We start from the raw sequence: 18,995 nt of genomic DNA on the forward strand, positions 1-18,995 counted from the left end.
TATCAGGCTGGGAGGCCGCGGCTCGCCGTGCCGGTCGGAGCGCGTCCAGTCCGAGCGCGTTCAGTTGGAGCTGATGAACGCGGCCAGGGCTGTGGCGTCGTTGACCTTGCCGGTGTAGCTGGTGCCGTTCACGAGCACGGTGGGGGTGCCCGTGACGGCGTCGATGTCGGCGCCGGGGATCGGGCCGGCGAGGGCATCGTCGTTGGCCTGCTGGACCCAGGAGTGGTAGCGGTCGTCGGTGACGCACTCGGTGATGTCCGGCGCCCCGGCGTCGTTCGCCATGCTGATCAGCTGCTTGTCGGTCAGCCCACTCGAGTTCTCTGCCGGCTGGTCGGCGTACAGGGCCGCGAAATAGGACAGGGTCGAGGAGGCGTCGGCCGCGGCCACGCAGGTGAGGGCGGCGGATGCCCTGGTCGAGTAGTCGGTCCCCCGCGATGCGCGGTTGAGGAAGGTCATGGTGTGCAGCTGCAGCGTGATCGCGCCGTCGGCGACCAAGCCGGACAACTGCCGGCCGTTGGCTTCCTCGAATGTGCCGCAGATCGGGCACATCGGGTCGAAGTAGACGTCGACGACCTTCTCGCCGGTGCCCACCGAGAGGAACCCGTCGTCGAAGTGTGCGCCGCCGACGGTGCCGGTGGGCAGCGGGGCGCTTGAGGCGCTGCTGCCGGTGCCGCTGTCCGCCGCCGGTGTGCAGCCGGCCAGGCCGAGGGTCGCGACCGCGGCGACGGCCGTGACCAGGATGCGGAATCTGCGGGACTGGACCATGTGCTGGCTCTCCTGGTTACGGGTGGTGTGAACCGGACGGGCGGAAGCGCGTCTGGTTCAGGCGTTTCTGTTTCAGGCGTGACGGCGCTCAGGCTGCCTGGCTCGGGTTGCCCGGCTCAGGATGTCCGGATCAGGCCGACGGGGCGGTCTGGGCGATGCGACCGAGCAGTCCGTTCACGAACCCGGCCGAGTCATCCGTTGAGAGCACCTTGGCGGCCTCGACGGCTTCATCGATCGCGACCGCGTGCGGCACGGCGTCGTTGAACAGGATCTCCCAGATGCCGATCCGCAGGATCGCGCGGTCGATGATCGGCATGCGGGCCAGGGTCCAGCCCTGCGAGTACGTCTCGATCAGTTCGTCGATCTCGTCGCGGTGATCGACGACGCCGTCGACGATCTCCCGCGCGTACAGCCAGGAGGCGGCGCGGTTGGGCTCGCTGGCCGCGCGTTCGGCCTCGGTGGCCAGCGACTGCGCAATGGTGATCTGCCGCACGTCGGCGACGTACAGGATGTCGATCGCGCGCTTGCGCGCTTTAGTGCGAGCGCTCACTAGTTGACGCGGCCGAGGTAGTCACCGGTTCGGGTGTCGACCTTGACCTTGGTGCCCTGCTCGAGGAACAGCGGGACCTGGATCTGGTAGCCGGTCTCGACGGTGGCGGGCTTGGTGCCGCCGGTCGAGCGGTCGCCCTGCAGGCCCGGCTCGGTGTAGGTGATTTCGAGCGTGACGGATGCCGGCAGCTCGACATACAGCGGGTTGCCGTCGTGCAGGGCCACGGTCACGGACTGGTTCTCGAGCATGAAGTTCGCGGCGTCGCCGACGACGGCGGCGGGAACGCTGAGCTGATCGTAGTCGGACACGTCCATGAACACGTATGAGTCGCCGTCGGCGTACAGGTACTGGAAGTCGCGCCGGTCGACGTTCTCGGTCTCGATCTTCGCCCCCGCGTTGTAGGTGCGGTCGACGGTCTTGCCGCTGACGACGTTCTTCAGCTTGGTGCGGACGAACGCGCCGCCCTTGCCGGGCTTGACGTGCTGGAACTCGATGACGGTCCAGAGTTGGCCGTCGATCTTCAGGACGACGCCATTCTTGATGTCGGCGGTAGATGCCATGGGTGTGGAATTCCGTTCAATTGAAGTTGTGCGGCCGAAGGGCCTCAAACGAGTCTACGTGCCCGAGCTCGCTCCGCGAAAACGCACTTGTTGGGGCTAAGAGGCGCGGATAACCCCAACAAGTGCAGGTTCGCGGGGCCCAGGCGGGGGGTCAGGGGGTGCGGACGATGTAGTCGAGGGCGAGGCGGTAGGAGTCGAAGCCGAATCCGGCGATCACCCCGGTGGCGATGGCACTGACCACGCTGGTGTGGCGGAACGTCTCCCGGGCGTGCGGGTTGGAGATGTGCACCTCGACCAGCGGGATGCCGGCCTTCGTCACCAGGGCCGCGGCATCGCGCAGCGCGTAGCTGTAGTGGGTGAACGCGGCCGGGTTCAGGATCACCGGATGCGCGTTGTCGACGGCTTCGTACAGCCAGTGGATGAGCTCCGCCTCGTCATCGGTCTGGCGCACGTCGATCGTGACGTCCTCGGGGGCGGCGGCGACCAGCAGGGTGCGCAGCTGGGCGAGGTCGGCGGACCCGTACACATCGGGCTCGCGACTGCCGAGCCGGCCGAGGTTGGGGCCGTTGAGGACGAGGACTGTGCGCATCGTCCCAGCCTAGGGGTGGGCACGCCCCATCGACGCAACGGCTGGGCTAGGACCCGATCTCCTGGTATGCGGCGAACAGCAGGGAGGTGTCGGGGCCCTCGAGCACCGTCGGCTTGCCGATGTCGTCGAGCACGATGAAGCGCAGCATGCCGCTGCGGGTCTTCTTGTCGCGTTGCATGGTGGCCAGCAGCGTGTTCCAGCGTCCCACCGGGTACTCGGTGGGCAGGGTCAGGGAGCTCAGGATGCTGCGGTGCCGGTCGACCGCCGCGTCGGAGAGCCGCCCGGTGAGCCGGGCGAGCTCTGCGGCGAACATCATGCCCACCGCGACCGCCGCACCGTGTCGCCAGCCGTACCGTTCGGCGTGCTCGACGGCGTGCCCGAGGGTGTGGCCGTAGTTCAGGATCTCCCGGAGACCGGCCTCCGTGAAGTCCTCCCCCACGATCCGCGCCTTCATCCCGATCGCCAGTTCCACGACCCGGCGGAACTCGGGCGTCGTCGGGTCGGTGGCGACGGCGACATCCGCTTCGATGATGTCGAGGATCTCCGGGACCTGGATGAAACCGGCCTTCACGATCTCCGCGAAGCCGGCCAGGATCTCATTCCGCGGCAGGTCGTCGAGCGTGTCGAGGTCGCACACGACGGCTGCGGGCGCGTAGAAGGTGCCGACCAGGTTCTTGCCCTCAGCGGTGTTGATGCCGTTCTTGCCGCCCACTGCTGCGTCGACCATGCCGAGCACGCTGGTCGGGACCTGCACCAGCTTCACGCCACGCAGCCAGGTGGCCGCGACGAAGCCGGCCAGGTCGGTGACGGCGCCGCCGCCGAAGCCGATCACGGCATCCGTGCGGCTGAAATCGGCCTGGCCCATCACCTGCCAGCAGAACGCGGCCACCTCGACGCGCTTGGCGGCCTCGGCGTCCGGTACCTCGGCGATCAGCACCTGATAGCGGTCGAGGAGGCTCTCCCGCAGCGCGACGGCGCGCGCGCCGAGCGTCGAGGTGTGCACGATCAGCACCTTTTTCACGGTGTCGCCGAGCTGCTCGCCGACGCCGGAGAGCAGCCCGCGCCCGACCAGGACGGGGTAGCTGCCGCCGTTGGTTCCGTTGACGGTGATGGCGGTGGTTTCGGTCATGGTCTCTCGTTCTTCCCGTTCTGGTTGACCCAGTCGACGATGTCGGCGGCGATCCGCTCGACGGGCCGGGTCGAGGTGTCGAAGCGGATGCTCGCCAGAGCCTCGTAGGTCGGCCGGCGTTGGTCGTAGATTCGTTGCCAGTCGCTGACGCCGTTGCGAAGCAGCGGCCGCTTCGGCCCACGGATGCGGCTCTTCACCGCGGCGGCGTTTGTGTACAGGTACACGACGGTGCACTCCGCGAGGTCGGCCTGGGTGCCGGGGTGCAGCACCGCTCCCCCGCCGAGGGACACCACGGCCTCGGTGGCCAGGGCCTCGACCACGGCCTCCCGCTCGAGCACCCGGAAGTAGTCCTCACCCTCACGCGCGAAGATCTCACTGATCGGCCCGTACGCGGCGACGATGCGCTTGTCGGTGTCGATGAGGGGCATGCGGAGCTCTCGCGCGACGCGTTTGCCGATCTTGGTCTTGCCCGACGCCATCGGACCGATGAAGACGAGCGGGAACAGCGGTGCCTGGTGCCCGGCCATCTACGGCGCGCTGACGCTGGCCGCGCCGGTCTTCAGGTTCGCCGGGATGTGGGCGAGGTAGGACTCCAGGTTGCGGCGGGTCTCGTCGATGGAATCGCCGCCGAACTTCTCCAGCACCGAGTTCGCCAGCACCAGGGCGACCATGGCCTCGGCGACGACGCCCGCCGCCGGGACGGCGCAGACGTCTGAGCGCTGGTGGTGGGCCTGCGCCGTTTCACCGGTGGCGACGTCGACCGTGCGGAGCGCGTGCGGGATGGTGGCGATCGGCTTCATCCCGGCGCGGACCCGCAACACCGTTCCGGTGCTCATGCCGCCCTCTGTTCCGCCGGCCTTGTCGCTTGCACGGTTGATCACCGGCTGCCCGGCGGTCTGCGGCGACCCGGCATCCGTCGACTGGAACAGTTCGTCGTGCGCCTCGGAACCGCGACGGGTGGTGGTGAGGAAGCCGTCGCCGACTTCGACGCCCTTGATCGCCTGGATACCCATCAGGGCGGCAGCCAGCTGCGAATCCAGCCGGCGGTCCCAGTGCACGAACGAGCCGAGCCCGGGCGGGAGGTTGTACGCGAGCACCTCGACGACGCCGCCGAGGGTGTCGCCGTCCTTATGGGCGGCGTCGACCTCTGCCACCATCAGGGCGGATGTCGCCGGGTCGAAACAGCGCAGCGGATCCTCGTCGAGGCGGTCGACGTCGGCCGGCACCGGCAACGGGGAACCCTCGGGCACCCGGACGGTGCCGATAGACAGGGTGTGGCTGACCAGGGTGATGCCGAGCTCGTCGAGGAAGCCACGCGCAACGGCGCCGAGCGCCACCCGCGCCGCGGTCTCGCGGGCGCTCGCGCGTTCCAGCACCGGGCGGGCCTCGTCGAAGCCGTACTTCTGCATGCCGACCAGGTCGGCGTGTCCGGGCCGGGGACGGGTGAGGGGTGCGCCACGGCCGCGCGCGCTCCGGTCGGAGTCCCCGGCCACCGGCTCGGGGCTCATCACCTCGGCCCACTTGGGCCATTCGGTGTTGCCGATGCGCAGGGCAACCGGGCCGCCGAGGGTGAGCCCGTGGCGCACTCCCCCGGAGATGTTCAGTTCGTCCTGCTCGAATTTCATGCGCGCACCCCGGCCGTAACCGAGTTTTCGGCGCGCAAGGTCACGGCGGATCGCATCAAGTGTGACCGGGATCCCAGCGGGCAAACCCTCGACAATGGCGATGAGTTCGGGGCCGTGGGACTCTCCGGCGGTGAGCCAACGAAGCATGGGTCTATCCTTCCACAGGCGCCACCATCACCCGCGCCGTCGCCGGTGCTGCCACGTATGGCGCCGCGTGTGGCGGCAGCGACCCGGGTCGTCGGCTCAGGCGGTGAGCGCAGCCCGCATCGCCTCGAGGACCTCGTCCTCGCGCGGGAGCGGTTCGAAGGGGTCGCCGGAGACGAAGATGCGCACCTGCACCAGCGCCTGGTGCAGCAGCATCGCGAGGCCCGAGAGCACCTCTCCCCCGGCATTCGCCCAGGAGCGGGCGAGCGCGCTCGGCCAGGGCGCGTAGCTCACGTCGAACAGGACGGCCCGGCGGCGCACCGGCTCCGGCACCTCGGCGCCTCCGGGCACGGCGCTGCCGAGGTCGATGCCGCCGGGCAGGGTGCTGAACACGAGTTCGCTGGGTCGGTCGGCGCCGAGGCTGTCGAAGCCCGCCACCGTCACGACCAGGCCGACTGTGCGGCCGAGTTCAACCAGGTGCGCCGCCTTCGCGGGGCTGCGCAGCACCACCTCGACGCCTTCGGCACCGAGCTCGGCGGCGGCGACCATGGCGGAGGATGCCGTCGCGCCGGCGCCGAGGATGGTCGCGTGGGTGACGCTGGTCACCCGGACCTCGGCGAGTGCGCGGACCAGGCCGGCGACATCCGTGTTGAAACCGGACAGGCTGCGCCCCGCCTCCGGCCCCGCGCCGCCGTCCCGGAACAGCACCGTGTTCGCCGCGCCGGTGAGCGCGGCCACCCGGTCGAGGTCCGACACCAGCGGCAGTACGGCCTGCTTGAGCGGCATCGTCAGCGAGAGGCCGCGCCAGGACGCGTCGAGGCCGGCGATGAACGCGGCGAGCCCGTCCGCGTCCACCTGGTGCGCCTCGTACGTCCAGTCCAGCCCGAGGGCGAGGTAGGCGGCGTGGTGAAGCGCCGGAGACTGCGAGTGCGAGATCGGGGAGCCCAGCACGGCGAGGCGTGTCGCAGCGGGCGGGAGCGGATTCGTGTCGGTTGCCATGAGTGCGTTTCTACCCGTATTCCGGGTGGTCGTCCATCCAGGCCAGCCACTTGGCGACGGCGGCGTCGTGCTCCGACTCCGTGGTGGAGAAGATCGTCTCCCCGGTGTCGAGGTTCCAGGTGACGAAGTACAGCCAGGGGCCGTCCGCCGGATGCAGGGCGGCGTCGATGGCCTGGTCGCCGGGGTTGGAGATCGGGCCCACCGGCAGTCCGGGGTGCACGTAGGTGTTGTAGATGTTGCCGGCGTCGGCCCGTTCGGCATCGGTCGTGGTCACGAGGTGGGTGTTTCCGGTGCCGTAGGCGACGGTGGCATCGGACTGCAGCAGCCCGCTCGGCCATTGGGCGGGATCGAGACGGTTGAGGAACACCCGGGACACCTTGTAGTAGTCGTCGGCGAGGCCGGCTTCTCGTTGCACCAGGGAGGCCAGGATGATGGTGCGCCACCGGTCTGCCGGAGCAACGCCCGCCTGGTCAAGAGCCTTGAACGCGCGGTCGACCATCGTCTTCAGCGCGTCGTGGGCCGTCGTCCCCGGGGGGAACGTGTAGGTGGCGGGGAACAGGAAGCCTTCCAGCTTGGTCGCCTCCGGCGGGAGGCCGAACGAGCCGACGTCGGCCGCCGCCGCCTGCAGGTCGGCCACCGGAATGTCGGTGCCCTCCGAAATGGACTGCAGCACGTCGGCTTCGGCGAGGCCCTCCTGCACGAGCACGGTCTGCTCCAGTTTGTTCTTCGGGTCGAGGAGGGCGACCAGCGCGGAGCGCGCGCTCATCTTCGTGGCCAGCTGGTACGCGCCCGGGTGGAACACCGGGGCGGGGCTCTCCTTGAGCAGCAGGTTGTAGAACGCGTCGTAGCTCTTCACGACGTTCTTGTCCACCAGGGTGTTGGCAATGTCGGAACCGTTCTCGCCCTCGTGGATCATCACCACCACCTTCTGGTCGCCGGTGCCGGTGTAGTCGGCCGGGCCCTGGGTGGCGGCGAGGATCTGGCTGAGCGGGCCCTGCAGGGCGATCGCGCCGACGCCGAGCATGGCGAGGAACACCACCAGGACGATGAGGCATCCCCAGGCGCCCTTCCGGCTGCGCTTCTCCCGCGGGGGCTCGCCACCGAGCTGCGCGCGGCGGCTGGAGCGGGTGCCACGGCGCTGATCGGCCTCACGTGCGGCCTTGCGGCTGGTCGGGACGAACGATCCCTGACCGCCCGGGTCGCTCGCTGAGCGGCCGGCGGCAGAGCCGCCGAGGAAGTGGTCCCAGTCGATGGATGACGGGTCACCGGGCCCGCCATTGGGCTCGGTGGGAATCGGCGGAAGCGACACTTACAGCCTCTCGGTGGGGGCGACGGGCGAGCCGGGCGGCTTTCCGGAGGCACGTTCGGTGTCGAGGGCGTGCTGCAAAATTATAGTCGCGGCGACCTGGTCGACCACTGGACGCTGCGTTTTCGCCTTCCGGCCGGAGGCACGGAGCGCCGACTGCGCGGCGACGGTCGAGAGCCGTTCGTCGACCAGGCGCACCGGCACGCCCACCGCTTGGGCCAATGACTCGGCGAACCGCACCGCGTCGTTGGTGGAGGCTGTGGTGGCGCCGGACAGTGCCAGCGGCAGCCCGACGATGATCTCCACGGCGTCCAGCTCCGTGGTGATGACAGCGATGCGGGCCAGGTCGCTGCTGCCGCCGAGGTCCCGCGGCACGGTCTCAACCGGCGTGGCCAGCATCCCGTGCGCGTCGGTGCGCGCCACGCCGATCCTGGCCATGCCGACATCGATTCCCAGCCGTACGCCGTGGCGCATGGCGGTCACACCCGGAGGGCCGCGTGTACGGCATCGAGTGCGGCCGGGATCGCGTCCGGGTCGGTGCCGCCACCCTGGGCGAGGTCGTCCTTGCCGCCGCCGCCACCGCCGAGTATCCCGGCGGCCTGCCGGGCGAGGGCCCCGGCGCGCGCACCGGAGTCGCGTGAGGCCGGGTTCGTGGCGACGATGACGACCGGCTTGCCGGCCACGACGGCCGCGAGGGCAACAACGGCCGGGTCGCTGCCGAGGCGTTCCCTGGTCGCCGTCACCAGCATCCGCAGGTCGTCCGCTGAATTCAGTGCGCCGAGGTCCTGGGCGACCACGGTGAACGCACCCGCCCGTGAGGCGCTGGCCACCAGGGCCGGCACCCGGTCGGTGAGGGCGCGGGCTTCGAAGGCGGCGATCTTCTTCTCGGCCGCTTTCAGGTTCTGCACCAGGTCGTTGATACGCTCGGGCAGTTGCTCACGCGGCGTCTTGAGGTTGGCGGTGAGCTGGGAGACGATTGCGCGTTCGGCAGCGAGGTCCCTGAACGCGTCGAGGCCGACGAGTGACTCCACCCGGCGGTTCGCCGAACCGACCGACGCTTCGCTGACCAGGTTGATCATCCCGATTTCCGCGCTGGTGGCGACATGCGTTCCGGCGCAGAGTTCGCGCGACCAAGGCCCGCCGATGTCCACGACGCGCACCCGGTCGCCGTACTTCTCGCCGAACAGCGCCATGGCGCCCAGCGCCTTGGCCTCAGCCAGCGGCAGTTCGCGGGTGACGACCTCGAGGTTGTCGCGGATGGCGTTGTTGGAGATCTCCTCGATCTCGCTGCGGGTCGCCGGGGACAGCGCCTGGTTCCAGGAGAAGTCGAGGCGGAAGAATCCGGCCTTGTTGTACGACCCGGACTGGTGCGCGTTCGGTCCGAGCACCTGGCGGAGCGCGGCGTGCAGGATGTGGGTGCCGGAGTGCGCCTGCCGGGCGCCACGGCGCCAGTCGGGATCGACAATGCTGGTTGCACTGTCCCCCACGCCGACCGTGCCCTCCCGCACCTGCACCTTGTGGCTGATCAGGCCCTTGACCGGCTTCTGCACGTCGAGGACTTCGAGTTCGTATCCGGGCCCGACGATCAGTCCGGCGTCCGCCTCCTGGCCGCCGGACTCCGCGTAGAGGGCAGTTTCGGCGAGGATCACTTCGGCGATCTCACCCGCGACGGCGCTGGTGACGGACACGCCGTCCACGATGAGGCCGAGCACCGAGGATTCGGTCTGCAGGTCATCGTAGCCGGTGAACCGGGTCTCGCCGGCCGCGCGGAACGCGCTGTACACCGAGAGGTCGGCGAGGTGCGTCTTCTTGGCCTTGGCGTCGGCCTTGGCCATGGTGCGCTGCTTGGCCATCAGCGTGTCGAACGCCTCCCGGTTGACGCTGAGGCCGGCTTCCTCGGCGATCTCCAGCGTGATCTCGATCGGAAAGCCGTAGGTGTCGTGCAGCAGGAAGGCGGTGTCGCCGGCGAGTTCGGTCTTGTTCGCGGTCTTGGTCTTGGCCACGGCGAGGTCGAGTACGCTGCTGCCGCTGGCCAGCGTGCGGAGGAACGTCTCCTCTTCGCCGTACGCGGCCTGGCTGATCCGGTCGTAGTCTGCCTGGACCTCGGGGTAGGCCGCGCTCATCGCGTTCCGGGAGGCGGGGAACAGTTCGGGGAACGTGGCGCCCTCGACGCCGAGGAGCCGCATGGCGCGGACGCTCCGGCGCATCAGGCGGCGCAGGATGTAGCCGCGGCCCTCGTTCGACGGCATCACGCCGTCGCTCATCAGCATCAACGAGGAGCGCACGTGGTCGGCTACGATTCGCATCCGCACGTCGTCGCCGTGGTCTGCGCCGTAGCGTCGGCCGGACAGCGCGGCGGCCAGGTCGAGCACCGGGCGCACCTGGTCGATCTCGTACATGTTTTCGACGCCCTGCTTGAGGAACGCGACCCGCTCCAGGCCCATGCCGGTGTCGATGTTCTTCTTCGGCAGGTCGCCGAGGATCTGGAAGTTGTCCTTGCCGGTGCCCTCACCGCGCAGGTACTGCATGAAGACGAGGTTCCAGATTTCGACGTAGCGGTCGTCATCGGTTGCCGGGCCGCCCTCTGCGCCGTATGCCGGTCCGCGATCGAAGAAGATCTCCGAGCACGGGCCCGCCGGGCCGGGCTGGCCGGTTGACCAGTAGTTGGTGTCCATGCCGAGGCGCTGGATGCGGTTCTCTGGCACGCCGATGGCCCGCCAGTACCGGAAGGCGTCGTCGTCGTCCTGGTAGATCGTGACCCAGAGGTCCTTCTCGTCGAATCCGTAGCCGCCCGCCGATTCCGGCGCCGTCAGCAGTTCCCAGGCGTAACCGATCGCCTGTTCCTTGAAGTAGTCACCGAAGGAGAAGTTTCCGGCCATCTGGAAGAACGTGCCGTGCCGCGGGGTCTTGCCGACCTCTTCGATGTCGTTGGTGCGGATGCATTTCTGCACGCTGGTGGCGCGCGGGTACGGCGCCGGCACCAGGCCGGTGAGGTAGGGCACGAACGGCACCATGCCGGCCACGGTGAAGAGAAGGGTGGGATCGTCGCTCACCAGTGAAGCGGAGGGGACGACCGTGTGGCCGCGCTCGGCGAAGAAGTCGAGCCAGCGCCCGCGAATGTCAGCAGTCTGCATGGGTTCCGTCGTTGAAAGGGTGTGTGATCGTGGAAAGGGTGTAGAGCGGGCGGACTAGCTGTCCGACCGGCCGCCGATGGCGGCGTCGCCGGCCGAGTCTGCGCCGCCGATCGCCGCGCGCAGCTCCGCTTCGCGCTGGTGGTATCCGTCCGAGATCGCTTCGCCGAATTCCCGCGCCTTCGCGTCGAGGTCGGCGAAGAAGGCCTTGCCCTGCTGGGTCTTGTTGACTTCGTGAGCGACGACGAACCCTGCTCCAACGCCGACAACGAACCAGATGAAGGTCTTCATGACTATGCTCCCGTGGGGTTGAGGTTGTGAATCAAGCGTAGCGGTCTAGCGCTTGCGGCCGCGGGCGGCCGGGCGCCCCACCCGGAACGCGGCCCGGACGGCGGCGGAGAAACCGGCGAGTTTGACCAGCGGTCCACCGACGGTCGCGGCGAAGAGGGCGACCAGCGCGGAGACGTTGCCGGTGACCTCTGCGACGCTCTGCGTGATGGTGTCCACCCTGGCCAGTTGCTGGTTGGCTTCCCGGATCGTGGTGGTGGTCTCTGTGAGGATCGGGGCGATGCCCGTGCTCGCGTCGCGGATCGCATCCGTTGTCTGGTCGAGGACGCGCCCCAGTTTGACCAGCGGAATGGCGAGCAGGCCGACCAGTACCGCGAACACACCCGCGGCGATCAACCCGGCGATATCTCCACCTGACATTGGTACTCCATCCATTCCAGATCCGGCATGCGATGCGTCCCCAGGCCAGGGGGCGAAAGCCGAAGGGCGGGCCACCCCATGGGTGACCCGCCCTCCAGCGTAGTTGAGATGCTTAGCGCGCTGCGTAGTACTCGACGACGAGCTGCACTTCACAGGTCACGGGGACCTCGGCGCGCTTCGGGCGGCGCACGAGGCGCGCCTGAAGCTTGTCGAGTTCAACCTCGAGGTAGGCGGGAACCTTTGGCAGGACGTCGACGTGTCCGCCGGCGGCGGCAACCTGGAACGGCTCCATGCCTTCACTGCGGGCCTTGACGTGGATCATCTGGCCCGGCTTGACGCGGAAGGAGGGGCGGTCGACGAGCTGGCCGTCGACGAGGATGTGGCGGTGCACCACCATCTGGCGGGCCTGTGCGGTGGTGCGGGCGAGGCCGGCACGCAGCACGAGGGCATCGAGGCGCATTTCCAGCAGCTCGACCAGGTTCTCACCGGTCAGGCCCTGGGCCTTGCGGGCTTCCTGGAAGGCGATCTTCAGCTGCGCCTCGCGGATGCCGTACTGGGCGCGTAAGCGCTGCTTCTCGCGCAGGCGAACGGCGTAGTCCGAGTCGGTCTTGCGCTTGGTGCGGCCGTGCTCACCCGGAGCGTACGGGCGCTTCTCGAGGTACCGGGCTGCCTTCGGGGTGAGGGCGATTCCCAGGGCCCGGGAGAGGCGGGTCTTGCTGCGGGTACGTGACTTGGTAGACACGGTTTCCTTTCGATAGAACTCAAACAATGGAGGTCCGCGGGCACTGGGAAGCGTCCGGGAAAGTCAGAGGGGTGTTGCCACGGGTCGCCCGGCTACTGAGCGAGACCCAACAGGAGTGGATTTGGACGCAGCCGCACGCCAAACCCAGTTGTAGGCAGCGTTCAGACTACCACACGCGCTTCCGTGATCGCGTCCAGACAGGCCCGCCAACGGGTCGAGAGCTACCGGCCACGGATGATCCGGCGGAGCTTGGCGAGGCGGGCCGAGACTTCGCGTTCGTTGCCGTGTTCGGTTGGTTCGTAGTAGCGCACGGTCTTCAGCTCGTTCGGCGGGTATTGCTGCTGCAGCACACCCAGGGCGTCGTCGTGCGGGTACTTGTAGCCGCGACCGTGCCCCAGGCGCTTGGCACCCGGGTAGTGCGCGTCGCGGAGGTGCTTCGGAACCCGGCCGCTCTTCCCCACGCGCACGTCGTTGATCGCCGCGTCGAGGGCCATGTATGCGGCGTTGGACTTCGGCGCGGTGGCGAGGTGCACCACCGCCTGGGCGAGCGGAATCCGGCCCTCCGGCATGCCGATCAGCTGCACGGCATCCGCTGCGGCGACGGCGATCACCAGCGACTGGGGGTCGGCCATGCCGATGTCCTCTGAGGCGAGCACGATGATCCGCCGGGCGATGAACCGCGGGTCTTCGCCGGCTTCGATCATGCGCGCGAGGTAATGCAGCGAGGCGTCGACGTCGGAACCCCGCACCGATTTGATGAAGGCGCTGATCACGTCGTAGTGCTCGTCACCGTTGCGGTCGTAGCGGAGCAGCGCGCGGTCGACGGCGAGGGAGACGATCTCGGTGGTGATCACCGGTTTGGTCTCGGCATCGGTGGGTCCGGCGGCCGTTGAACCAGCAGGGGTGGAACCGGCACGCGTCGATTCGGCACTGACGGATGCCGCCTCCAGCGCCGTCAGCGCCCGCCGGGCGTCGCCGGAGGCGAGCCTGATGATCGCCGACCGGGCGTCAGGGTCGAGCACGTACTTGCCCGCGAGGCCCCGTGGGTCATCGACGGCGCGGTCGACGACGGTGCCCAGGTCCTCGTCGCTGAGCACCTCCAGGGTGAGCAGGAGCGAGCGCGACAGCAGCGGGGAGATGACGGAGAAGGACGGGTTCTCGGTCGTGGCGGCCACCAGGATGATCACACCGTTCTCCACCCCGGGGAGAAGGGCGTCCTGCTGGGCCTTGGAGAAGCGGTGGATCTCGTCGAGGAACAGCACGGTCGAGAGGCCGTAGAGGTCGCGGCTGGTGCGCGCTTCCTCCATCACCTGCCGCACATCCCTCACCCCGGCAGACACCGCGGACAGCTCGACGAAACGCCGGCCTGAGCTGTGCGCGATCGCCTGGGCCAGTGTGGTCTTTCCCGTCCCCGGCGGACCCCAGAGGATCACGGAGACGGACCCCTGCTCACCGCTCTTGTCACTGGCGAGGCTCACCAGCGGCGACCCCGGTGTGAGGAGGTGGCGCTGCCCGGCAACCTCGTCGAGGCTTTTCGGGCGCATGCGCACGGCGAGGGGGGTTGCGCCACTGCGCAGCCCGGGTTGGGCATCCGACATTTCTCCAGCGTAGTTTGTGGTTAGAGTTCAATCTGGCCGAAAGGATGAATGTGGCTCCGAACACGAGGCAAGACCGTGAAGCTCGCGAAACGCGCGCCCGCGTGAGGGCGTACCAGGCCAGGCGGGCCGTGCACGAGCACCAGAAGACGCGCCGGGTGCGGGACAACGTCCTGGCCGGTGTCGCCCTCCTGGTGGTGCTGGTGCTTGCGGTGGCCGCCCAACTGTTCTTCTTCAACGGCGGCCCCGGCACCGCTCTGCCGACGGCGAAGGCATCCGCCTCACCGACCCCGTCGCCCTCCGCGGCCGCCGGGCAGAACAGCGGCGACGTACCGCCATCGACCCTTGCCGAGGGGCGCACCTGGACCGGAACGCTCACCCTCAACGATGTGCCCCTGGGCATCGAACTCGATGGCGCGAAGGCGCCGCAGGGGGTGTCCTCGACGATCAGCCTGATCAAGAGCGGGTTCTATTCCGGCGTGTCCTGCCACCGTCTCACCACCGGGGGCTTCTTCGTGCTCCAATGCGGTGACCCCTCCGGAGACGGCAGCGGCGGGCCCGGTTACAGCTATGGGCCGATCGAGAATGCCCCGGCCGACAACGTCTACCCGGCCGGAACGCTCGCCATGGCCAGGCAGGGCGGCAATGCCTACAGCCAGGGCAGCCAGTTCTTCATCGTCTACGACGACACCACCATCTCAGCGGACGACGCCGGCGGCTACACGGTCATCGGCAAGGTCACCAGCGGCCTCGACCAGTTGAAGACGGCGATCACCGACGCCGGCGTCCAGGGCGGTGCCACCGACGGCAAGCCGGTCGTCCCCACCACTATCACGTCGGCAACGATCCAGTAGGGTTGCCGGTCCGCCGCCCGCGGCATCAGTTCTGCCCGGGCGACGTCCTGCCGGTCGCATTGCAATAGGCTGGTGCCGGTATGGGCGTGGCCTCCAGAGTGGACCCGCGGCAATCCGACTACATCAAAGGTGAGGCTCTTGACTACGACAGATCAGCAACCATGGGGTCGCGTAGACGAATCCGGCACGGTTTACGTTCGCGAGGGTGACGGCGAACGCGCCGTCGGCCAGTACCCGGACGCGACCCCCGAGGAGGCGCTGGCGTACTTCGAACGCAAATACGTTGAGCTCAACGGCCAGGTGACGCTGCTGGAGCAGCGCGCCCGGGGAGGCGCGCCGGCGGCGGACATCGCCAAGACCGTGAAGAACCTGGCCTCCAGCATTGCCACCGCCAACGCGGTCGGCAACCTCCAGGCGCTCACCGACCGGCTCGCCGCCCTCGGCGGCACGGTCAGCGAACTCAACGAGCAGCAGTCGCAGGAGGCGAAGGCCGCCGCGGTGGCCGCAGTCGCCGAACGCGCCGCCATCGTCGAGGAAGCCGAGCGGCTCGCCGCCGAGGATCCCGCGAAGACGCAGTGGAAGCAGACCAGCGCAGCCCTGGACGTACTGTTCACGAAATGGCAGGCCCACCAGCACGACGCCCCGCGAATCCCGAAGGGTGAGGCCAACGAACTGTGGAAGCGATTCCGCGCGGCCCGCACCACGATCGAGCAGAACCGCAAGGCGTTCTTCGCCGAGTTGGACAGCGCCCACAAGGACGTACGGAACCGCAAGCAGCAGCTGATCGAGAAGGCGGAGGCCCTCGCGCCCCAGGGCGCAGACGGAATCCCCGCCTACCGCACGCTCCTCGACGAGTGGAAAATGGCCGGCCGAAGCGGCAAGAAGCAGGACGACGCCATGTGGGCGAAGTTCAAGGCGGCCGGCGACGTGCTGTATTCGGCGAAGTCGGAGGTCGACGCGGTCGAGAACGAGGAGTTCTCCGGCAACCTGGCGCAGAAGCTCGAGTTGCTCACCGAAGCCGAGCCGCTGTTGGCCGAAACCGACCGCACCAAGGCCCGGAACGCCCTCCTGTCGATCCAGCGCCGGTGGGACGCGATCGGCAAGGTCCCGCGTGACCAGGTCAAGGTGATCGAGGATCGTTTGCGCAAGGTGGAGACCGCCGTGCGCAAACTCGACGACGACCACTGGAAGCGCAACAACCCGGAGACCAAGGCCCGCGCAGAGGGACTGGCGGGACAGTTGAACGACGCCATCGCGAAGCTGGAGTCCGCCCTGGCCGATGCCGAAGCGAGCAAGGACCCGGCCCGCATCCAGGAGGCGAAGGAATCGCTCGAGACCCGCAAGGCCTGGCTCAAGGCGATCGGCCAGTAACGACCCGTTTTCCACAGGCGCCGCCGCTCCCTGGGTTCTGCACTGTTCGGTGCACGGGGGCGGCGCCGCTTCGGTTGGAGCGCGCACACTGGGCGGGTGGACGCTCGATTACCGGCGGTACTGTCCATGGCAGACCTGCCGTTGGCGGAACTTGCCGCCGCCGCACTCGACGGCGACCTCTACCGGCTGGGTGACGGCTGGTGCCCGGTCGATGAGCCCATCGGCCCGGTCACCCGCGCCCTCGCGATCGCCGGGTCGATTCCCAGCCGCGTGATCCTGGAGCGGATGACGGCGGCCTGGATTTTCGGGGCCGGGGTCCTTCCCGCCCGGCACCAGGTCTGCGTCGACATCGTGGACCGGGTGAACCTCCCACCGTCGGCCGGGTACGTCCTGCGGGAGGTGAGGGGGGTGGCTTCCGACACGCTTCCCGTGGGCGCCATACTGGTCACCACGCCGCTCCGCACCGTTCTCGACCTGTGCCGGGACGTGAGCCTGGGGTCGGCCGACGTCGTGCCGGTCATCCGTCACCTGCTCGACGGTGGACGGGTGGACCTCACGGACGCCGTGCGCCGGCTCGCCGGAGCACGACAACGGGAGTGTGCCCGCACGCGATTCGCTGCGGCATCCCGACGAGACCGGGACTCGGCCTGGGACTAGCCGTCGCTGACCCGGTACACATCGTAGACGGCATCGATCCGGCGCACCGCGTTCAGCACCCGGTCCAGGTGGGTGGTGTCCCCCATCTCGAACACGAAGCGGCTGAGCGCCAGCCGCTGGTTCGAGGTGTTGACCGTGGCAGAGAGAATGTTGACGTGGTACTCGGACAACACCCGGGTCACGTCGGAGAGCAGGCCGGAACGGTCCAGCGCTTCGACCTGGATCTGGACCAGGAACAGGCTCTTCGAGGTCGGCGCCCACTCGACGTCGATCATCCGCTCTGGTTCCTTGAGCAGGTCCTGCACGTTGTGGCAGGAGGCCTGGTGCACGGAGACGCCGGACCCGCGGGTGATGAAACCGACGATCTTGTCGCCGGGCACCGGGGTGCAACAGCGGGCCAGCTTGACCAGGATGTCGGGGGCTCCCCGCACCAGCACGCCGGAGTCGCTGTTGCGGAGGGTCTGGGTGCGGCTGCGCGGAGCGACCGGCAGCTCGGCGCCGTCGTTGTCTTCAACGTTCTGGAGGGTGGCCACGACCTTCTCGAGAACCGACTGGGTCGAGACGTGGCCTTCGCCGACCGCCGCGTAGAGGGCTGAGACGTCCTCGTACTTCATCACCGCGGCGACCTCGGCGAAGGAATCCTGGTTCATCAGCTTCTGCAGCGGCAGGTTCTGCTTGCGCATCGCGCGGGCGATCGCGTCGCGGCCCTGTTCAATCGCCTCGTCGCGGCGTTCCTTGGTGAACCACTGGCGGATCTTGTTGCGCGCCCGCGGGCTCTTGACGAAGTTGAGCCAGTCCTTGCTCGGGCCGGAGTCCGGGTTCTTGGAGGTGAAGACCTCGACGACGTCGCCGGTGTTCAGTGTCGATTCCAGGGGCACCAGGCGCCCGTTCACCTTGGACCCCATGGTGCGGTGCCCGACCTCGGTGTGCACGGCGTAGGCGAAGTCCACCGGGGTGGCGCCGGCCGGCAGGCCGATCACACGACCCTTCGGGGTGAACACGTACACCTCTTTGGCGCCGATCTCGTACCGCAGCGAGTCGAGGAACTCCCCCGGGTCGGCGGTTTCGGCCTGCCAGTCGGAGATGTGCGCCAGCCACGCCATGTCGGTGTCGCTCTGCGGGCCGGGGCCCGCGCTCTTGCCGTTGACCTGTTCCTTGTACTTCCAGTGCGCCGCCACGCCGAACTCGGCGCGCTGGTGCATCTCCTGGGTGCGGATCTGGATCTCCACCGGCCGGCCGCTCGGCCCGAGCACGGTGGTGTGCAGCGACTGGTACAGATTGAACTTCGGGGTGGCGATGTAGTCCTTGAACCGGCCGGGCAGCGGCGTCCACCTGGCGTGGATGGCGCCGAGCACCGCGTAGCAGTCGCGCACCGAATTCACCAGCACCCGGATGCCGACCAGGTCGTAGATCTCGTCGAACTCGCGGCCCCGCACCACCATCTTCTGGTAGATCGAGTAGTACTGCTTGGGCCGCCCGGCAACCTTGCCGCGGATCCTCGCGGCCTTCAGGTCGTCGTTGATGGCGTCGATGACCTGCTGCACGAACTCTTCACGCTGCGGAGTGCGCTGCCTGACCAGGCTCTCGATCTCGGCGTACAGCTTCGGGTACAACACGGCGAAGGAGAGGTCTTCGAGTTCCCACTTGATGGTCTGGATCCCGAGCCGGTGGGCCAGTGGCGCGTAGATCTCCAGGGTCTCGGTGGCCTTGCGGGCGGCGGACTCCGCCGGTACGAACCCCCAGGTGCGGGCGTTGTGCAACCGGTCGGCCAGCTTGATGATCAGCACGCGGATGTCCTTGGACATCGCCACGATCATCTTGCGCACGGTTTCGGCCTGGGTGCTGTCGCCGTACTTGACCTTGTCGAGCTTGGTGACACCGTCCACGAGCATGGCGATCTCATCGCCGAACTCGGTGCGCAGCTGGTCGAGCGTGTACTCGGTGTCTTCGACCGTGTCGTGGAGCAGGGCGGCGGCCACGGTCTTCGGCCCGATGCCGAGGTCGGCGAGGATCTGGGCGACGGCCAGCGGATGCGTGATGTACGGTTCGCCGCTCCGCCGCTTCTGACCCTGGTGGGCCAGTTCGGCGGCGGCGTACGCGCGGTCGAGGATCGACAGGTCGACCTTCGGGTGATGCACCCTGACGGTCTTGATCAGGGTGTCGACGGCGCCGGCCGGCTGGGCGCGGGAGAAGATGCGCGGCACCAGGCGGCGCAGGGAAGCGGCAGATGGCGTCGTGGTCTCCGTCATCATCTCACCTCACTTCCACAG

19 protein-coding genes are annotated in these 18,995 nt (G+C 68.5%); 3 read left to right on the forward strand and 16 right to left on the reverse strand.

The features are described from left to right. Positions 1-60: 60 nt before the first annotated feature. The 15 genes from AB4Y94_RS09510 to AB4Y94_RS09580 all read right to left on the reverse strand — a co-directional run bounded on the left by AB4Y94_RS09510 (position 61) and on the right by AB4Y94_RS09580 (position 13,846). A complete protein-coding gene (locus tag AB4Y94_RS09510) occupies positions 61-765 on the reverse strand; it encodes a DsbA family protein (RefSeq protein WP_441727538.1) in 705 nt (234 codons plus the stop codon). A 130-nt stretch (positions 766-895) separates the two neighbouring features. Continuing rightward, positions 896-1,315 (reverse strand): transcription antitermination factor NusB, encoded by a 420-nt coding sequence (nusB, locus tag AB4Y94_RS09515; protein ID WP_441727540.1) that lies wholly within the window; start codon positions 1,313-1,315, stop codon positions 896-898. After that, the gene (gene efp / locus AB4Y94_RS09520; RefSeq protein ID WP_441727542.1) at positions 1,315-1,875 is read right to left on the reverse strand and encodes an elongation factor P; all 561 of its coding nucleotides are present in this window, start codon (positions 1,873-1,875) and stop codon (positions 1,315-1,317) included. The genes nusB and efp overlap by 1 nt, the downstream gene beginning before the upstream one ends. A 151-nt stretch (positions 1,876-2,026) precedes the next feature. Beyond that, positions 2,027-2,464, reverse strand: a complete 438-nt coding sequence (gene aroQ / locus AB4Y94_RS09525) for a type II 3-dehydroquinate dehydratase (RefSeq protein ID WP_441727544.1) — start codon at positions 2,462-2,464, stop codon at positions 2,027-2,029. Positions 2,465-2,510: 46 nt separating this feature from the next. Further along, positions 2,511-3,593: a 3-dehydroquinate synthase gene (aroB, locus tag AB4Y94_RS09530; protein ID WP_441727546.1), complete on the reverse strand. Its 1,083-nt coding sequence runs from the start codon at positions 3,591-3,593 to the stop codon at positions 2,511-2,513. Beyond that, the gene (locus AB4Y94_RS09535) at positions 3,590-4,120 is read right to left on the reverse strand and encodes a shikimate kinase (protein WP_441727548.1); all 531 of its coding nucleotides are present in this window, start codon (positions 4,118-4,120) and stop codon (positions 3,590-3,592) included. Before AB4Y94_RS09535 ends, aroB begins: the two co-directional genes overlap by 4 nt. Then, on the reverse strand, positions 4,121-5,365 hold the full coding sequence (gene aroC / locus AB4Y94_RS09540; RefSeq protein ID WP_441727549.1) for a chorismate synthase: 1,245 nt from the start codon (positions 5,363-5,365) through the stop codon (positions 4,121-4,123). Positions 5,366-5,461: 96 nt separating this feature from the next. Then, positions 5,462-6,361, reverse strand: a complete 900-nt coding sequence (locus AB4Y94_RS09545) for a shikimate dehydrogenase (protein WP_441727551.1) — start codon at positions 6,359-6,361, stop codon at positions 5,462-5,464. A gap of 10 nt (positions 6,362-6,371) precedes the next feature. After that, positions 6,372-7,670 (reverse strand): endolytic transglycosylase MltG, encoded by a 1,299-nt coding sequence (mltG, locus tag AB4Y94_RS09550; RefSeq protein WP_441727553.1) that lies wholly within the window; start codon positions 7,668-7,670, stop codon positions 6,372-6,374. Beyond that, a complete protein-coding gene (gene ruvX / locus AB4Y94_RS09555; protein WP_441727554.1) occupies positions 7,671-8,141 on the reverse strand; it encodes a Holliday junction resolvase RuvX in 471 nt (156 codons plus the stop codon). A 5-nt stretch (positions 8,142-8,146) separates the two neighbouring features. Beyond that, entirely contained in the window at positions 8,147-10,801 is a 2,655-nt protein-coding gene (alaS, locus tag AB4Y94_RS09560) for an alanine--tRNA ligase (protein WP_441727556.1), read from the reverse strand. Positions 10,802-10,855: 54 nt separating this feature from the next. Next, positions 10,856-11,089: a hypothetical protein gene (locus AB4Y94_RS09565; RefSeq protein WP_441727558.1), complete on the reverse strand. Its 234-nt coding sequence runs from the start codon at positions 11,087-11,089 to the stop codon at positions 10,856-10,858. 45 nt (positions 11,090-11,134) lie between these two features. Then, positions 11,135-11,506, reverse strand: a complete 372-nt coding sequence (locus AB4Y94_RS09570) for a DUF948 domain-containing protein (protein WP_441727560.1) — start codon at positions 11,504-11,506, stop codon at positions 11,135-11,137. A 112-nt stretch (positions 11,507-11,618) separates the two neighbouring features. Then, positions 11,619-12,248 carry a 30S ribosomal protein S4 gene (gene rpsD / locus AB4Y94_RS09575; protein WP_441727562.1) on the reverse strand — a complete coding sequence of 210 codons (630 nt, stop codon included), beginning with the start codon at positions 12,246-12,248 and terminating at the stop codon, positions 11,619-11,621. A 221-nt stretch (positions 12,249-12,469) separates the two neighbouring features. Next, positions 12,470-13,846, reverse strand: coding sequence for a replication-associated recombination protein A (locus AB4Y94_RS09580; RefSeq protein ID WP_441727564.1), 1,377 nt, complete (start codon positions 13,844-13,846; stop codon positions 12,470-12,472). A 44-nt stretch (positions 13,847-13,890) separates the two neighbouring features. Here AB4Y94_RS09580 and AB4Y94_RS09585 point away from each other — a divergent pair, with 44 nt between their 5' ends. The 3 genes from AB4Y94_RS09585 (at position 13,891) to AB4Y94_RS09595 (ending at position 16,725) form a co-directional block, all read left to right on the forward strand. Next, positions 13,891-14,697: a peptidylprolyl isomerase gene (locus AB4Y94_RS09585; RefSeq protein ID WP_441727566.1), complete on the forward strand. Its 807-nt coding sequence runs from the start codon at positions 13,891-13,893 to the stop codon at positions 14,695-14,697. 138 nt (positions 14,698-14,835) lie between these two features. Continuing rightward, positions 14,836-16,068, forward strand: coding sequence for a DUF349 domain-containing protein (locus AB4Y94_RS09590; RefSeq protein ID WP_441727568.1), 1,233 nt, complete (start codon positions 14,836-14,838; stop codon positions 16,066-16,068). A 96-nt stretch (positions 16,069-16,164) separates the two neighbouring features. After that, positions 16,165-16,725, forward strand: a complete 561-nt coding sequence (locus AB4Y94_RS09595; protein ID WP_441727570.1) for a hypothetical protein — start codon at positions 16,165-16,167, stop codon at positions 16,723-16,725. Here the strand turns inward: AB4Y94_RS09595 and AB4Y94_RS09600 are convergent. Next, positions 16,722-18,974 (reverse strand): RelA/SpoT family protein, encoded by a 2,253-nt coding sequence (locus AB4Y94_RS09600; RefSeq protein ID WP_441727572.1) that lies wholly within the window; start codon positions 18,972-18,974, stop codon positions 16,722-16,724. The two genes, AB4Y94_RS09595 and AB4Y94_RS09600, sit on opposite strands and share 4 nt — an antisense overlap. Between the last annotated feature and the right edge of the window lie 21 nt (positions 18,975-18,995).

The sequence above is a fragment of the Glaciibacter sp. 2TAF33 genome (genome assembly GCF_052114945.1).
Taxonomy (GTDB): domain Bacteria; phylum Actinomycetota; class Actinomycetes; order Actinomycetales; family Microbacteriaceae; genus Cryobacterium.

What these genes read in the sequence shown, in the direction of transcription:
- AB4Y94_RS09510 (WP_441727538.1), bottom strand. Translation starts at nt 765, where the DNA reads ATGGTCCAGTCCCGCAGATTCCGCATCCTGGTCACGGCCGTCGCCGCG.
- efp (WP_441727542.1), bottom strand. Translation starts at nt 1,875, where the DNA reads ATGGCATCTACCGCCGACATCAAGAATGGCGTCGTCCTGAAGATCGAC.
- aroQ (WP_441727544.1), bottom strand. Translation starts at nt 2,464, where the DNA reads ATGCGCACAGTCCTCGTCCTCAACGGCCCCAACCTCGGCCGGCTCGGC.
- aroB (WP_441727546.1), bottom strand. Translation starts at nt 3,593, where the DNA reads ATGACCGAAACCACCGCCATCACCGTCAACGGAACCAACGGCGGCAGC.
- AB4Y94_RS09535 (WP_441727548.1), bottom strand. Translation starts at nt 4,120, where the DNA reads ATGGCCGGGCACCAGGCACCGCTGTTCCCGCTCGTCTTCATCGGTCCG.
- aroC (WP_441727549.1), bottom strand. Translation starts at nt 5,365, where the DNA reads ATGCTTCGTTGGCTCACCGCCGGAGAGTCCCACGGCCCCGAACTCATC.
- AB4Y94_RS09545 (WP_441727551.1), bottom strand. Translation starts at nt 6,361, where the DNA reads ATGGCAACCGACACGAATCCGCTCCCGCCCGCTGCGACACGCCTCGCC.
- ruvX (WP_441727554.1), bottom strand. Translation starts at nt 8,141, where the DNA reads ATGCGCCACGGCGTACGGCTGGGAATCGATGTCGGCATGGCCAGGATC.
- alaS (WP_441727556.1), bottom strand. Translation starts at nt 10,801, where the DNA reads ATGCAGACTGCTGACATTCGCGGGCGCTGGCTCGACTTCTTCGCCGAG.
- AB4Y94_RS09565 (WP_441727558.1), bottom strand. Translation starts at nt 11,089, where the DNA reads ATGAAGACCTTCATCTGGTTCGTTGTCGGCGTTGGAGCAGGGTTCGTC.
- AB4Y94_RS09570 (WP_441727560.1), bottom strand. Translation starts at nt 11,506, where the DNA reads ATGTCAGGTGGAGATATCGCCGGGTTGATCGCCGCGGGTGTGTTCGCG.
- AB4Y94_RS09580 (WP_441727564.1), bottom strand. Translation starts at nt 13,846, where the DNA reads ATGTCGGATGCCCAACCCGGGCTGCGCAGTGGCGCAACCCCCCTCGCC.
- AB4Y94_RS09585 (WP_441727566.1), top strand. Translation starts at nt 13,891, where the DNA reads ATGAATGTGGCTCCGAACACGAGGCAAGACCGTGAAGCTCGCGAAACG.
- AB4Y94_RS09600 (WP_441727572.1), bottom strand. Translation starts at nt 18,974, where the DNA reads ATGACGGAGACCACGACGCCATCTGCCGCTTCCCTGCGCCGCCTGGTG.